We start from the raw sequence: 13,910 nt of genomic DNA, 5'->3' as shown, positions 1-13,910 counted from the left end.
ATTATTTATTTTCCTTCAAGAAAGCTTCTACAGTTTGGTTAAAAGCCTCTGGCTGACTCAAAAACGGCCAATGATTGCCAGGAACTTTGCATAAACGTAAATTTTTCAGGTATGTTTTGTAGGGCTTGAGTTGCCAATCTTGGCGGTTAACTCCTTTTTCTGGCTGTACAAACAGGGCGGGAGTGTGAATGGGGACTGTTAAACCGGGGATCTGTATGACTTCCTCAAAAATGCGATCGCGGGCGGCAATTGTAAACTTACTACCCCAGCTACCATCCTGTTTTTGTTCGATACCTGCTTGAAAAACTTGCTGTTGTAGGGGACTCCATCCTTGATATTCAGTCAACTGACGCGCTTGTTGTTCGGCTTCTTCGTAACTAGCAAAGGGGCCCATCGTTTTGAGAAACGACAAAACGCGATACAACAACGGAAATGTTAGCTTAAACAAGCTGGGCATTTTCCAGATGAAAATCGGATCAACAAGAATCATACTCCGCAACCGTTCTGGATGTTGCCTTGCCCAAATGCAAGCTAATTTACCACTCCAAGAGTGCGCCACCACATGAGTGCTTGCCCATCCTAGTTTATCCATCAATGCTTCTAGGTCTGCGATCGCACTTTCAAAGCGATAGTCTTTCTCTGGCTTGCTACTTTCCCCATGACCGCGCATATCTAGCGCGACTATATGGTAATCTGCTGCTAGATAATCTCCCAAGCTAGACCAAACTAGGGCATGGTCGGCTAAACCGTGTAGCAAGAGTAAAGGTTCTTGACCTTGGTTCCACTCTAAATAAGAAAGTTGAATCTCAGGCTTTGATAGAGTTTGGCGTATGGGCATCATTGCAGAACTACTCGTGGAGAGATTGGTTTCCGCTTAAATGGTACAGGAATGATGCATTTGTCAGTTGCGATCGCGTTTGTGGTCTTATATCAAATCCGTTTGATTAGTTATCGTATCTGCCCTCACCCCCTTCCCCTCTCCCTAGTTGGGAGAGGGGTGTCCGACAGGACGGGGTGAGGGTTTTTAATGAACATGAATTAGCTGGACTTGATGTTAGTTATGAAAATCAGCGATCGTTACAGATTTTTAGCCCACCATTGTATTTTATCTAGACTAACTTCTACCTCTTCTCCCCAATCTTTAAGCTCAGATTCAGTATTACGTATAACTTGAAGCGATCCCAGCAGGTAGTTAGATTCTATTAAAACCGAAGATTTATCATTAGATGCTTGAGCATTCTTGAGATATCCCAAATGATTGGGTAGCTCTTTTTTCATTTGTTCTCCCATTGTTCCCGATAGTTTGGGGAATACTTCCTGAAAGTGCTTGCCAACATTTTCTATTTCAGCATTCACTTCATGTGGTTCAAAGCTCTCTTTAGATAAAATGTCCCCTGAAATATCCTGAGTCCCATATTCTTTGTCATCAAATTCTACTTTTACTTGGTTGCCGTTAATACTTACTACCTTGCCGTGTTGTTCGTTATATCGATTAAAAAGACCACCAAAGAAAGGTTTCACAACCACGCGATCGCCTCGTTTAAATTCGTTACTCATAGTTTGCACCTGATTCTAATTTTTTATGCATCAAAAATTCAGTCTAGTGAATCCTTCTATCTATCAAATAGGTGAAGCTAACGTTTATTTATGCAGAAATCAGGCAAGTGTCAGCAAAAAATTCTCAATAGAAGAACCTCCCAGCCCGTCTTCGCGGGCTTCATTCGTACAGCCTCAGGCTTCCAGCCTGTGGGCTATTTTGCAACATAACGAAAAAGCGATCGCCCCCTTTATCTCTTTTTCGTAGTTCATCCAAAAAACTCCCCTCTCCGCAAGCGGAGAGGGGCAGTTCTTGTGAGGTCACTCCGGTAAACTTGCAAACACTCCTTCAACTAACTCCTTCGCCTTGGTATCTAACCTGTGCCAGTTCACATCACCGACCTCATCGATTAAACTAGTATCAATCTCAACTGCATGATTGATTAAAGGATTGTAGTCAAGAAAACACACTTGATAACACAATTCCCACAAATCAACGTTTACTTCTTGCTCTTGACGCTGCAAACACAAGTGATATCCTGGATGGGGCATTGGCATACGGGCAAGTGTCTCTCTAATTTCCACAGCTTTCTCTGGTGTAGCAGCTTCCAGTTCTTGCAAAAGCCCTGTGACAACAGCTTTTGTGTCATCTGAAGTGTCTGGGGGCCAAATCAGTACATCCTGGTATGTTCCCTTCCAATCAGATACATCCAGCAGCTTGCGAATATTATCTACAACGCGAATGAAAGCAGGTTGCATGAGGAGTTCAGCCTGCTGCCACGCGATTGAGTTGGTTATTTTAGGTGGCATGGGTATGAAAAAATGTTATTGAAAGCAGAATTAACAAGGTGTATTTATTAAAAAACTGGGTTTTACATCCAAATCTTTTCTCAAGATAGCGGATTTTATTGAGAAAAGTTTGGAGATATTTATTACCATCCTGAAAATTTGGGTGTTAACAGTGGGGAGGGAACATGATTGGCAAGTTATTAGACCACCGTTACCAAATCATCCGAGTTCTGGCAACAGGAGGATTTGGTGAAACCTACATTGCCGAAGATACAAAACGACCGGGAAACCCAATTTGTGTGGTCAAGCACCTCAAGCCAGTCAGTGCGGATTCCTCAGTGTTTAATACTGCCAAGCGCTTGTTTCACAGTGAAGCCGAAACTTTAGAAAAGTTAGGTAATCACGACCAAATTCCCCGACTTTTGGCTTATTTTGACGAAAACCAAGAATTCTACTTAGTACAAGAATTCATTGAAGGACATCCCCTCATTGATGAACTGATTCCTGGTGAAATGTGGACTGAAGCCGAAGTTATCGATTTGTTAATAGAAGTTCTGGGTATCCTAGAATTTGTCCACAACCAAGGCGTAATTCACCGTGATATCAAGCCAGAAAATCTCATCCGTCGCGACTCGGATAATAAATTAGTTTTAGTAGACTTTGGGGCTGTCAAACGATTACGTACACGTGAAGTGGGTTTTGCCGATACATCGCCCTCCGGATATGCAGAGTTAAACGCAGCCGGACAGTTCTCTGCGACAGTAGCCATTGGCACTCCCGGTTATATGCCCACCGAACAAGGACAAGGCAAACCCCGCCCCAACAGTGATATCTATGCTTTGGGTATCATTGCCATTCAAGCGTTGACGGGAGTCGGGCCAATGGATTTGCAAGAAGACGCCCAAACTGGCGAAATCCTTTGGCACAATTTAGTACCTGTCAACAAAAATTTAGCGGCGGTACTGACCAACATGATACGTTATCACTTTAAAGACCGCTATCAAACCGCTACAGAAGCGCTGCAAGCATTGCAATCTCTTGGTATCCACCCACAGTCTGCACAATACCCCAAAAATTCTGGCTACCAGCTTGTCAAATCCCCATCAATTCAGTCTCAGCAGAAAACTATCGCTGTTGCACCCGCAAATTCTGTATCCCCAACCCCAAAAGCAGCCCCTAAACCCGTCTCCGTCTCAAGAAGTTCGAGTGGTCTCGATTTATTGCAGCTAGGGATTATAGTGATTTTGGCTGGTAGTGCTGCTGCAATTACTCCATTTTTGGTTAAGAATGTACAAAATTTTACTGCCAACATTTCAGGAGGTCATGAGACTACAACTACAGCACACAACTGCTTGGCTATGGTTGGCTATAACAAAGCTAATATCCGTTCTGAACCAAGTGCGATCGCTAGTAATAATATCGTGCAAACTGTTAAAGGTGGCACTAAGTTTGAAGTAACCGGCAAACGAACAAAAGGTGGTTGGGTGGAAGTGAAACTTGACCCAAAAAATTCCGCTTGGATATACTCCGATGCGATCAAAAATAATGAAGAATGGGTTACTTGCCTGCGAGACAAGGGCATTGCAGTCAAAACAGTAGATGATAATACCATCATTGCCAGGCGTCCAGTTCCCAAGCCAAAACCTGTGGTGGATGTAGAAACTTCACCGCCAGAAACATTGGAATCGTCATCTTCACCAACATCAGAGTCAGGGAAATCGAAAGGGAAAATCCCCAATTCAAGCACTGCCAACATTCTCGAACAAGCTAGAGAGAAGTATGAATCTGGAGATTTAGATGGTGCTGTCGAACAGATTAAGTCTATACCAGTCAGTGCTTCTAGTTTTAAAGAAACGGCAGAAATGATTACCCAATGGCAGCAAGATTGGGCAAAATCGGAAGCTTTATTTAATGATATTAATCAGGCACTTGATAATGGTCAATGGGATAAAGTTTTAGCTTATAAAAACACTCCAGAAAAATTGCCCAATCTTAAATACTGGCGAAAGAAAATAGAACCATTATTTAAGCAAGCTGCCGAAAATCTCGCCAAAAAAAAGCAGCCTCAGGGAGGCAAACCTGATTCTAATTCCCAAGAAAAACCCCAATAGTGAGTGCTTAATAGAGTCCGTTACACTACGTTAACGACTCACCCCTAAGAGCATGGCATAGTACTTCATAATAGGACTAATATTTGATTTTTGAAAAGATACGTAGGGGAGGCAAAAAAGGGTGTGGATTTTCCTCCCCCTTTATTGCCGTTGCGTTACGCCAAAGGCTAACGCACCATTCTAAGTTTTTGGTGCCGTACTCTCGCCGATAACACACCCTACGTGTACTTAGATTTTTTCAATAATCAAACCGGATTCCTATAGAGCGAGAATTTGTGAATTCATCAAGAGGGCAGAGGAAATATCATATTTTTTATTCCCTTTGCGATCCGTCTTAGTATATACACTTTGTGACAGTTACTTGAATTGAATTATTTCTTTAATGTTGATGTAGTGAAAGGCGATCGCAGTACCACTACTTCACTACACAATCTTTAAGTTTTATCTAATTTTTTATCTTATTTTTAAGTGAATTGCAACATATTAGACAAAAAAATATATGGACTAGCTGTATATCCACGCTTGACGTTACTCACCACTATCTTTCAGCAGCTCTATATCTTTACAAGTTCCTCACTATTTTATCTTAAAATTAACGAAATAAACTCAATAAAACTTGGTAATATTAACAGAAATCACTTTATCAAAGCAAAAGCCTGTTAAAATTCATACCTTTTTGCATTGAGCTAGCTGAGATTCTGGTTGGTACCTTTCAAGTAATAATTTTATGAACTTTAAAACTCCAGCTAAAGCTAGAAGTGACTTTATAATTACTCGCCTCATTCAGACTTTTTGGGAGTGCAGCTATGGCTATTGCTGAAAGCAGGAAAACCAAAACACCAGATAAAAAACATTTATTGATAGTCTTCATTTCGGCACTTTTAGTGGCTAGTGGATTTATTGGTTGGATTAAATTTAAGCAAGAGCAAGATAAAAAAATTCAGCAAGCTCAGATGTTCTTGACGCAGTTGTGCCAAACTAGTTTTGCGGCTGATACTAATGTCCTAGATTCTTCCCAAAAAGTTAATCAAGCTGCTAAGCTATTGCAGAGCATTCCCAATCTACCTGGTTTCGCTTATCAACAGATCCAGAGTGAACTCACTAATTTTTCTAGTTGTATAAAAACTGCCCAGGTAACAGAAAACTTTTTTACTGCTAAAAAGCTAAGCGAAAAGGCTTTAGGTGTTGATGAAAATACTATTATTTCTCTACAGTCATGGCAGGCTATTTACTCAGATTTAGCCAAAGCGATCGCTAGCTTGAAAAATATCCCACCAGATGTAAATATTTATGCAAAAGCTCAACAAGAATTAAAACAATATCAAATTAAGTTGGGTGGACTTAATCAACGCATTGAGAAAGAACAAATAGCAATTACTGCTTTTAATAGTTCAGAAGCATTGAATAGAGAAGTAGACAAAATTAATCAAAATCAGCCTGATCTAGATTCTTTAGGTGAGGCAGAATCTAAAATAAAAAATGCTATTCAAGTTTTAGAAACTATTCCGCCTGGTACAACTGTATCAGAAAGGAGTAAAAACCTTTTATCGACTTATCAGCAGAAATTAGCAGATATTAAATATAAAATTGCTAATCTCAAATTAGAATCTTTTGTGAATAATTCGTATAATTTCGCGACAGCAGTGGATACAAAGATGGAATATCAGGAGTATTCCGCTCAGCTTAACAAGCTCAAGTCTAAGTTTAACGAGATTATTCAACAATCACCAGCAATCAAGAATCATGATAGTGTCAAAGCATTGTCGAAAGCCTTAAACTGCTACAACGATGCTCAAATTATCTGGCGTTATTGCCACGAAGGTAATTGTTCTACTTCTATATCTGCTGGCTTCTTAGAATTGCGACGGGTATTATGGTTGCCTAGTAGTTTCGCTATCAAAGGTGTACCGTTAACTCAAAAATATCAAGTACCAGTTAATTCTAATATCTTCAGAAAAAAATATATTCGGCTTAATGATACTCTGATAAATATTTGGAAGCAAGCAGAAAAACATATCAAAGAAGCTCAAGTGCAGATTTAGCAATTTGACTTAAATTGGTGAAAAAATTTTGTCTAGGTGCTTGTTTGTTGTTAATAATGTAGATGTTTGGCGCAACAAACAACCAAGAACGTCCTTGTTCTATGATGGAGAGTGGGTTCTGTCCAAGATTGCTGCAACCTCAAATCAGGGCTGGTAGATTGGAAATAGGCACGCCGCTTCAAAATTAACCAACGGATTAAGGATGGTTTACTCATGAAGAGCAAGCATCAAATTCTCTACGCATTTCTGCTGAAAGGCGCTATGGTTTTTTCCGCAGTCCTGGTATCTGTTGGTGATGTCAGCGCTCAACTCACACCATCTCCCCCCCCTGCTAATCAACAACAGCAAGAACAGCAAATTCAAAAACTAGTCCAAACTGAAGTAGACAGGGCCTTTGGCCGTACGCGCAGCCTGCTGAATATCTGGGTAGTTATACTCACTCTATTTCCAGTTGCGGTAATTGCATCATTTTGGCTACTGCGAAGGGCTGTAGTTCGGGAAATCGTTGATAGAACGATGGAACAGCTGAACGGACTGGAAGAATTGCAAAAACAACTCATCAGTGTCAAGCAAACAGCCCAAAGCAGCATACAACAAGCCCAAAACATCACCGCCGAATTAGAAAAAGAAGCAGAAGCATTGCGACAACAGATGATATCTATAATTCCATCAGAGATATCTCAGTCAAAGGCACAGTATATAACAGAATTAGAAAAACAAATCAATACCTCGAAACAAGAATTAAAAAATATAGAATCAGAGTTTGGCTCGCGATTGGCTGAATTAGAGTTAGATGCTCAACATCAAAAAAATATAACTCTTGATACATTAGGAAAATTAAAATCAGAACTCATATCACAAATATCTGAATTCCAGTTCGAGAATGAAAAACAAAAGGAACAAACTTTTGCAGATTTAGATAAATCACGCCAAGATTTTACATCTCAATTGGCTAGTCGTCAATTGGAAGTTCAGCAACAACAAGAACAATTTTTGCAAAGTTTAACAAGATTGCAAGCAGAATTTTCAGCTCAACTGACTGAATTGCACTTAGGTACTCAACAAGAAAAAGAGCAAGCCTTAGCAAATATAAATAAATCCATTGCTGAACTGACAACTGAACTACATGCAGTGCAGTCAAATGCTCAGCAACAAAAACAGCAAATTCTAGAAAGTATGGAAAATTTACAATCAGAATTTGCTGCACAACTTGTGCAATTGCAATTAGATACTCAACAAAATCAAGGACAAATATTTGCTGATTTAGAAAAATCACGCCAGGAATTGACATCTCAACTATTGGCATGGCAATCGGAAGTTCAGCAACAACAAGAGCAAATTTTGGCAAGTTTGACTAATTTGCAGTCAGAATTTACTACACAAATTTCTGAATTGCAGTTAGTGAGTCAACAACAAAAAGAAGAAGCTTTTACAAATTTAGAAAAATCAAAGCAAGATTTAATATCCCAATTTGCATCTCAGTTAAATGGTTGGCAGTCGGAAGTACAGCAACAAAAGCAACAAATTCTAGAAAGCTTGCAGAAATCGCACTCAGAATTTGCAGTACAATTATCTGAGTTGCAAATAGGAACTCAACAACAAAAAGAACAAGTATTTGCAGAGCTAAGTAAATCAATATCTGAATTAACAACTCAACTTAATGATGTGCAATCTGATACACAGCAACAAAAGCAGCGAGTTCTGAAAAGTTTGGAGAAATTGCAGGCGGAATTTACTGCACAACTTACTCAAATGCAGTTAGGCACTCAACAACAAAAAGACCAGGTATTTGCAGAACTAGAAAAATCAATATCTGAGTTAACATTTGAACTTAATGATATACAGTCAGATGCTCAGCAGCAAAAGCAGCGAGTTCTGAAGAGATTAGAGAAATTGCAGATGGAGTTGGCTTCACAACTCTCTGCATTGCTGATAGATACTCAACGCAGAAAAGAACTAGCTCTTGAGAGTTTAGAAAAATCAGGTTCTGAATTTGCTTCTCAATTTTCTGAATTACAATTGAATGCACAAGAACAAAAATCTTTCATTCTAGAGAAGCTAGAAAAATTAAAGTCTGATTTTCTATCTCAACTCTCACAATTGCAAATGGAAGCTCAACAACAAAAAGAGCAGTTATTGGAGCAATTTTCTGAAATTACACCTCAATCTAATCTTGAAGCTGCGATCGCGGATGTTCAGGAAAAAATAGAGTTAGCACCACAGCAATCCGAAGACTCAGAATCTATTCAACCAGAGGATAAATTGACTGCTGATGATTATCTCAAACAGGGAGATATGCTTTTCTCAGAAAGACGCTACGAAGATGCGATCGCTCTCTACAAAAAAGCCATTAAAATTAAACCAGACGACCCTGTAATCTGGTTGAAACGGGGTATGTCACTTAGCAGGTTGAAGCAATACAAAGACGCGATCGCTTCCTACGAACAAGCCCTAAAAATCAACCCTGATTATCATCAAGCTTGGTGCGATAAAGGCGTAGCGTTAGGATTTTTACAGCGACATAAAGAAGCTTTAAGCTGTTTTGATCGAGCTACAAAAATCAAGCCAGACGATGCTGTTGCTTGGTTAAACCGCGGACTAGCGCTGCAAGACTTGGAACAATATGAAAAAGCGATCGCATCTTTTGATGAAGCAATTAAACTCAATCCTGACTCCTATAAAGCTTGGAATAACCGGGGTTATGCCCTAGTCATGCTTGGCTATGACGATGAAGCGATTGAAAGCTTTGACAATGCTTTGAAAATTAAACCCGACTATGCCAATGCATATTACAACAAAGCAGCTTGTTATGCATTACAAGAAAAAGTAGAATTAGCTTTGGAAAATTTACAAAAGGCAATAAATCTTAACCCCAGATATAAACAACAAGCAGAAGCAGATATAGACTTTGATTTAATCGCAGGGGATAAGCGCTTTCGGCAGTTAATTGCAGATACTAAACAAGTAAAGAGTCAAAAGTAAAAATAAGTACAACATTGCACAAATTCGTAACGAATTAAATGTGGAAAGACTCTGCGCGACGGCAGTCGCTACAACGGGGGGCTGCGGGGCCCCCACGTCAGTGGGGTTGGGGGGAAACCCTCCAACGCGCTGCCTCCCCTCCGCGCCTACTCTGCGTCCCTCTGCGTTTAAAATACACAAAGCTGTACTAAGTTCCATTGGATGTAAATTATGAAATATTCATCATTTATAATTTAAAAGCTAAACTATCGCCATGTCTACATCTGCTATTGACGCTAAAGATACAGCAGCTATCCAAGCAGCACAAACAACAGTTGCAGTATGCGATCGCTCCCATTGGGGACGCATCAAAGTTTCTGATGACGATCGCCTCCGCTTTTTGCACAACCAAAGCACTAACGATTTTCAAACACTTAAACCAGGTCAAGGCTGCGATACAGTTTTTGTGACATCCACTGGCCGTACTATTGACTTAGTGACAAGCTATGTCATGGAAGATGCGGTGCTATTGTTGGTTTCGCCCAACCGTCGTGAGTTTTTGATGCAATGGCTAGATCGTTACATCTTTTTTGCTGACAAGGTACAGCTAACCGATATCACTGATGAAACTGCAACCTTTAGCCTGATAGGCCCGGGAAGTGACGCCATCGTCGAAAAGCTGGGTGCTGAGGCAATTATCGGTCAACCCTACGGAAATCACCTCTCCATCCCCTCCGTGAACGAGGGGGATAAAGGAGGGGTCATCTTTGCCATTGGTAGTGGCTTAGCTTCCCCAGGATACACCCTGATTTTGCCAGCCTCTGTTAAAGAAACTATTTGGAACAAAATCGTTGAATTGGGTGCAGTTCCAATGAGCGATCGCGCTTGGGAAGTGTTGCGAATTATACAAGGTCGCCCGGCTCCCGAACAGGAATTAACAGATGATTACAATCCTCTGGAAGCCGGATTATGGCAAACAATTTCTTTTAACAAAGGTTGTTATATCGGACAAGAAACCATCGCCCGTTTAAATACTTATCAAGGTGTAAAACAGCACCTTTGGGGTATACGTTTAAGCGCTCTCGTCGAACCAGGAACAACTATTACAGTCGGCGATGAAAAAATCGGCAAGCTAACTAGCTGCACAGAAACCGCTGAAGGTTATCGTGGTTTAGGCTACATCCGTACCAAAGCTGGTGGTGCAGGTTTGCAAATCCAAGTCGGAGAAGCCACGGGTGAAATAGTAGAAGTTCCCTATGTATCTCATGAGTACCCACAGTAAGGGAGAGTGGGGCTAAGGGAAAAACATTGCGGAGTCAGGCTGGAAGGATAAGCAGGAACTGGGAAAGGGGATACGGGAGACAAGGAAGAAATTCTCTCCCTTGTCACCATCGACGTTCTAGTAGTTAACAACTAACTACTAACGCCTAGCCAACTTCTTTGCCATCTTCCGCAGACGAATTGATTGAGGAGTTACTTCCACCAATTCATCGGGCCCAATGTACTCTAAAGCACGCTCTAAGCTCATGTCTACTGGCGCTTGCAACTGCACCAATTCTTCACCGCTAGAAGCGCGGTGGTTGGTAAGCTGCTTGGTCTTACAGACATTCAGTTCCAAGTCTTGGGGACGATTATGTTCGCCGACAATCATGCCCTTGTAGACCTTCGTGCCAGGCGTGATAAAGAATACACCTCTATCTTCGGCATTCTTCATCGCGTAGAAAGTAGAGACACCCTCTTCAAAAGCAATTAACACGCCTTTGTTGCGGGCTTCAATATCGCCAGTGATGGGACGATAGTCTAAGAAGCTGTGATTCATGATACCTTCACCCCGTGTCATCCGCATGAATTCACCCCGGAAACCAATTAATCCACGGGCGGGAATCACGAACTCTAGTTGGGTGCGTCCATTACCACCAACTTGCATATCTTGCATTTCGCCCTTGCGTTGTCCTAAGCGTTCAATGCAGCTACCAACACCATCTTCAGGAACGTCTAGAACTAAGAGTTCGTAAGGTTCACAAGGTTGTCCGTTGACTTCGCGGTAAATTACCTGAGGCTGAGAGACTTGAAACTCATAACCTTCACGGCGCATGGTTTCGATTAAAATACCCAGGTGCAACTCACCACGACCAGAAACGAGGAATTTATCGGGAGAGTCGGTTTCTTCGACGCGCAGGGCGACGTTGGTTTCTAGTTCGCGGAAAAGGCGATCGCGCACTTGCCGAGATGTCACCAGTTTTCCTTCTTGACCGGCAAAAGGTGAATCGTTAACCCAGAAGGTCATCTGTAATGTCGGTTCATCCACTTTAATCAGTGGTAAAGCCTGGGGTTCATTGGGATCGGTGATTGTTTCACCAATATTTGCATCAGCAAAACCAGCCACTGCCACAATATAACCAGCAGAAGCTTCTTCCATTTCCACCCGCTTTAAGCCTTCAAAGCCCATCAACTTGGTGATTTTGGCTTTGACAATATCACCCTTTTCTGTCACCAAAGCCGCTTGCTGTCCCATGCGGATCTTACCGTTGTGAATTCTGCCAATCACAATCCGTCCCAGATATTCAGAATAATCTAGGGTCGTAACTTGCAGCTGCAATGGTTTATTTACATCGCCTACTGGTGGTGGAACATGACGCAGAATTGCATCAAACAACGGCTGCATATCCTTGGGTTCATCATCCAAGTCATCTTTGGCATAACCACTTAAACCAGAGGCGAACAGATAAGGAAAATCACACTGGTCTTCGTCTGCACCTAATTCCAGAAACAGATCCAGTACTTTATCAATTGCACCGTAGGGGTCTGCTTGCGGACGGTCAATCTTGTTAACTACGACAATGGGACGTAATCCTTTTTCCAGTGCCTTTTTCAACACAAAGCGAGTCTGAGGCATAGGGCCTTCGTTGGCATCTACAATCAGGATGCAACCATCAACCATGCCGAGTACACGTTCAACTTCACCGCCAAAGTCAGCGTGTCCGGGAGTATCGACAATATTAATCAGCGTGTCTTTATACTTGACTGCTGTATTTTTAGAAAGAATAGTAATTCCCCGTTCCCTTTCCAGGGCGTTGGAGTCCATGACGCAATCCGGAACGTCTTCACCTTCACGGAAAATGCCGGATTGTTTGAGGAGAGCATCAACGAGGGTTGTTTTGCCGTGGTCTACGTGGGCGATAATAGCGACGTTACGGATTGGGAGCGTCATAATAAGGGCGTTCCAGTACTCTAAAGGGGATTACAGTTTATATATAGTGGTGGACTGCTTTAACAGAATTTGGGATGATCTGCAAATTCTGTAAATAAGCCTTAACAATTCTACAATTCTATCGTAATCTAAATTATTCCAAGGCAATGAAAAACCTTTAAGGATTACTCTGAAAAAGCATATTTTTCGTGGTGGTTGTCCAGAGTCAACAGTCAAAGGTCAAAAGTAAAAAGCTTAACAAGCCTGATAAGCTGTTCCACATCTAATTTGCATGATCTTGGCGGGCGAGGACGCCCACCCCACAAGAGTTAGATTAATTTAGAATATGCAGATTAAATGTGTTTTAGCTTGTTTATGCTTTACTGCTAGATATTCACTCCTCAAGAACTCTAGCACTTTTGGGCAGAGGGTAAATTTAATTGCGTTCACCAGTTCTCCCCAAGTCTGGAGTTGATTCACACAAGCAGCCTGCCAAAATTTATGCTTGTAAAATTCGCCCCAAAATTCGGGTGCTTGCTTAGTTTCGTTCTTTTTCCAGCGTTTGCGCCAACGAGCGAAATCCTGTTTTTGAGGTGGTTCGGCTTCGACAATTGGGGGTAAGTCGGCGTAGCTAACAAATCTTGTTAATCCTTTTGCTACCACCAAAATTACATTAGGCCATAACCGGATATCTTTAATCTGCTCGATTTTGATTTTGAGGAGGAGAGCGATCGCTTCTGGGGTGACAAACCTAGCCAAAGGGTGAGCTGGCTGTGATTGGGGTTGTGGTGTTATTATCATAATATAACTTCGTAATATAACTTCGTAAGTGGCTTTTACTAGAAGCCTTTACGAGTTTGTACGGTTTTATTTAGCGATCGCTTGAGTTTGACAGACCGAGGCGATCGCTTTATTATTGAACCTAACACTACAGCGAAAATTCGCTATCTGTCAAGCATGGGTTTGGTAAGGTTACGCATTCAAGAATTTGCTGACAAAGAAGGCTGGACGATTAAGGAAGTATCCGATCGCTCAGGTGTGCCATATGGTACGGTAAAAACTTACATGCGCTTGCCGCAAAGGTCAACTGTTGACCTGACTGCCCTCAAAAAATTAGCTCAGACGTTTGATGTGTTGTTAGAAGATTTATTTGAAATAGTAGAAGAGTAGGCGTTTCTCTGGCTGGGAACCAGATATAGTACAAGTACTACCAGCGAATCAAAATCCCCTCATTACCAAGCTGGAACTTGGTAACGCATTTGCCAGAAGCGCTAATGCGGA

Annotated in this window: 11 protein-coding genes; 6 read left to right on the top strand and 5 right to left on the bottom strand. The window is 41.5% G+C overall.

Annotated features, from left to right (window positions below; translation table 11 throughout):
* Position 1: 1 nt before the first annotated feature.
* Entirely contained in the window at positions 2 to 838 is an 837-nt protein-coding gene (locus tag FIS9605_RS0105040; RefSeq protein ID WP_026731606.1) for an alpha/beta fold hydrolase, read from the bottom strand.
* A gap of 239 nt (positions 839 to 1,077) precedes the next feature.
* The gene (locus tag FIS9605_RS0105035; protein ID WP_026731605.1) at positions 1,078 to 1,557 is read right to left on the bottom strand and encodes a preprotein translocase subunit YajC; all 480 of its coding nucleotides are present in this window, start codon (positions 1,555 to 1,557) and stop codon (positions 1,078 to 1,080) included.
* 25 nt (positions 1,558 to 1,582) lie between these two features.
* Here FIS9605_RS0105035 and FIS9605_RS42415 point away from each other — a divergent pair, with 25 nt between their 5' ends.
* The gene (locus FIS9605_RS42415) at positions 1,583 to 1,804 is read left to right on the top strand and encodes a hypothetical protein (RefSeq protein WP_197036002.1); all 222 of its coding nucleotides are present in this window, start codon (positions 1,583 to 1,585) and stop codon (positions 1,802 to 1,804) included.
* A 53-nt stretch (positions 1,805 to 1,857) separates the two neighbouring features.
* Here FIS9605_RS42415 and FIS9605_RS0105030 read toward each other — a convergent pair whose 3' ends face one another.
* Complete coding sequence (locus tag FIS9605_RS0105030; protein ID WP_026731604.1) at positions 1,858 to 2,346, bottom strand: hypothetical protein; 489 nt, start codon at positions 2,344 to 2,346, stop codon at positions 1,858 to 1,860.
* Positions 2,347 to 2,510: 164 nt separating this feature from the next.
* On the opposite strand from FIS9605_RS0105030, the gene FIS9605_RS0105025 reads away from it, so the two are divergent.
* From FIS9605_RS0105025 to ygfZ, 4 genes are all read left to right on the top strand, one after another.
* Positions 2,511 to 4,436 carry a serine/threonine-protein kinase gene (locus tag FIS9605_RS0105025; protein WP_026731603.1) on the top strand — a complete coding sequence of 642 codons (1,926 nt, stop codon included), beginning with the start codon at positions 2,511 to 2,513 and terminating at the stop codon, positions 4,434 to 4,436.
* An 806-nt stretch (positions 4,437 to 5,242) separates the two neighbouring features.
* Positions 5,243 to 6,478, top strand: a complete 1,236-nt coding sequence (locus tag FIS9605_RS0105020; protein WP_026731602.1) for a hypothetical protein — start codon at positions 5,243 to 5,245, stop codon at positions 6,476 to 6,478.
* A 213-nt stretch (positions 6,479 to 6,691) separates the two neighbouring features.
* Positions 6,692 to 9,460: a tetratricopeptide repeat protein gene (locus tag FIS9605_RS0105015; protein WP_026731601.1), complete on the top strand. Its 2,769-nt coding sequence runs from the start codon at positions 6,692 to 6,694 to the stop codon at positions 9,458 to 9,460.
* Positions 9,461 to 9,713: 253 nt separating this feature from the next.
* Positions 9,714 to 10,721: a CAF17-like 4Fe-4S cluster assembly/insertion protein YgfZ gene (ygfZ, locus tag FIS9605_RS0105010; RefSeq protein ID WP_026731600.1), complete on the top strand. Its 1,008-nt coding sequence runs from the start codon at positions 9,714 to 9,716 to the stop codon at positions 10,719 to 10,721.
* Between the two features lie 138 nt (positions 10,722 to 10,859).
* On the opposite strand, the gene typA is transcribed toward ygfZ, so the two are convergent.
* Positions 10,860 to 12,650 carry a translational GTPase TypA gene (gene typA, locus FIS9605_RS0105005; RefSeq protein ID WP_026731599.1) on the bottom strand — a complete coding sequence of 597 codons (1,791 nt, stop codon included), beginning with the start codon at positions 12,648 to 12,650 and terminating at the stop codon, positions 10,860 to 10,862.
* 318 nt (positions 12,651 to 12,968) lie between these two features.
* Positions 12,969 to 13,430 carry a hypothetical protein gene (locus tag FIS9605_RS36285; RefSeq protein WP_051469930.1) on the bottom strand — a complete coding sequence of 154 codons (462 nt, stop codon included), beginning with the start codon at positions 13,428 to 13,430 and terminating at the stop codon, positions 12,969 to 12,971.
* 81 nt (positions 13,431 to 13,511) lie between these two features.
* Here FIS9605_RS36285 and FIS9605_RS0104995 point away from each other — a divergent pair, with 81 nt between their 5' ends.
* Positions 13,512 to 13,799 (top strand): helix-turn-helix domain-containing protein, encoded by a 288-nt coding sequence (locus tag FIS9605_RS0104995; protein WP_442854684.1) that lies wholly within the window; start codon positions 13,512 to 13,514, stop codon positions 13,797 to 13,799.
* The last annotated feature ends 111 nt before the right edge of the window (positions 13,800 to 13,910 follow it).

Origin of the sequence: Fischerella sp. PCC 9605 (assembly GCF_000517105.1) — a bacterium.
Classification (GTDB): Bacteria; Cyanobacteriota; Cyanobacteriia; order Cyanobacteriales; family Nostocaceae; genus PCC9605.
The sequence above is the reverse complement of the archived record's forward strand: the minus strand, read 5'-3'. Positions and strand labels throughout refer to the sequence as shown.

Coding starts and splice junctions, on each gene's coding strand:
- FIS9605_RS0105020 (WP_026731602.1), top strand. CDS start 5,243: ATGGCTATTGCTGAAAGCAGGAAAACCAAAACACCAGATAAAAAACAT.
- FIS9605_RS0105025 (WP_026731603.1), top strand. CDS start 2,511: ATGATTGGCAAGTTATTAGACCACCGTTACCAAATCATCCGAGTTCTG.
- FIS9605_RS42415 (WP_197036002.1), top strand. CDS start 1,583: ATGCATCAAAAATTCAGTCTAGTGAATCCTTCTATCTATCAAATAGGT.
- FIS9605_RS0105030 (WP_026731604.1), bottom strand. CDS start 2,346: ATGCCACCTAAAATAACCAACTCAATCGCGTGGCAGCAGGCTGAACTC.
- FIS9605_RS0105035 (WP_026731605.1), bottom strand. CDS start 1,557: ATGAGTAACGAATTTAAACGAGGCGATCGCGTGGTTGTGAAACCTTTC.
- FIS9605_RS0105015 (WP_026731601.1), top strand. CDS start 6,692: ATGAAGAGCAAGCATCAAATTCTCTACGCATTTCTGCTGAAAGGCGCT.
- ygfZ (WP_026731600.1), top strand. CDS start 9,714: ATGTCTACATCTGCTATTGACGCTAAAGATACAGCAGCTATCCAAGCA.
- FIS9605_RS36285 (WP_051469930.1), bottom strand. CDS start 13,430: ATGATAATAACACCACAACCCCAATCACAGCCAGCTCACCCTTTGGCT.
- typA (WP_026731599.1), bottom strand. CDS start 12,650: ATGACGCTCCCAATCCGTAACGTCGCTATTATCGCCCACGTAGACCAC.
- FIS9605_RS0105040 (WP_026731606.1), bottom strand. CDS start 838: ATGCCCATACGCCAAACTCTATCAAAGCCTGAGATTCAACTTTCTTAT.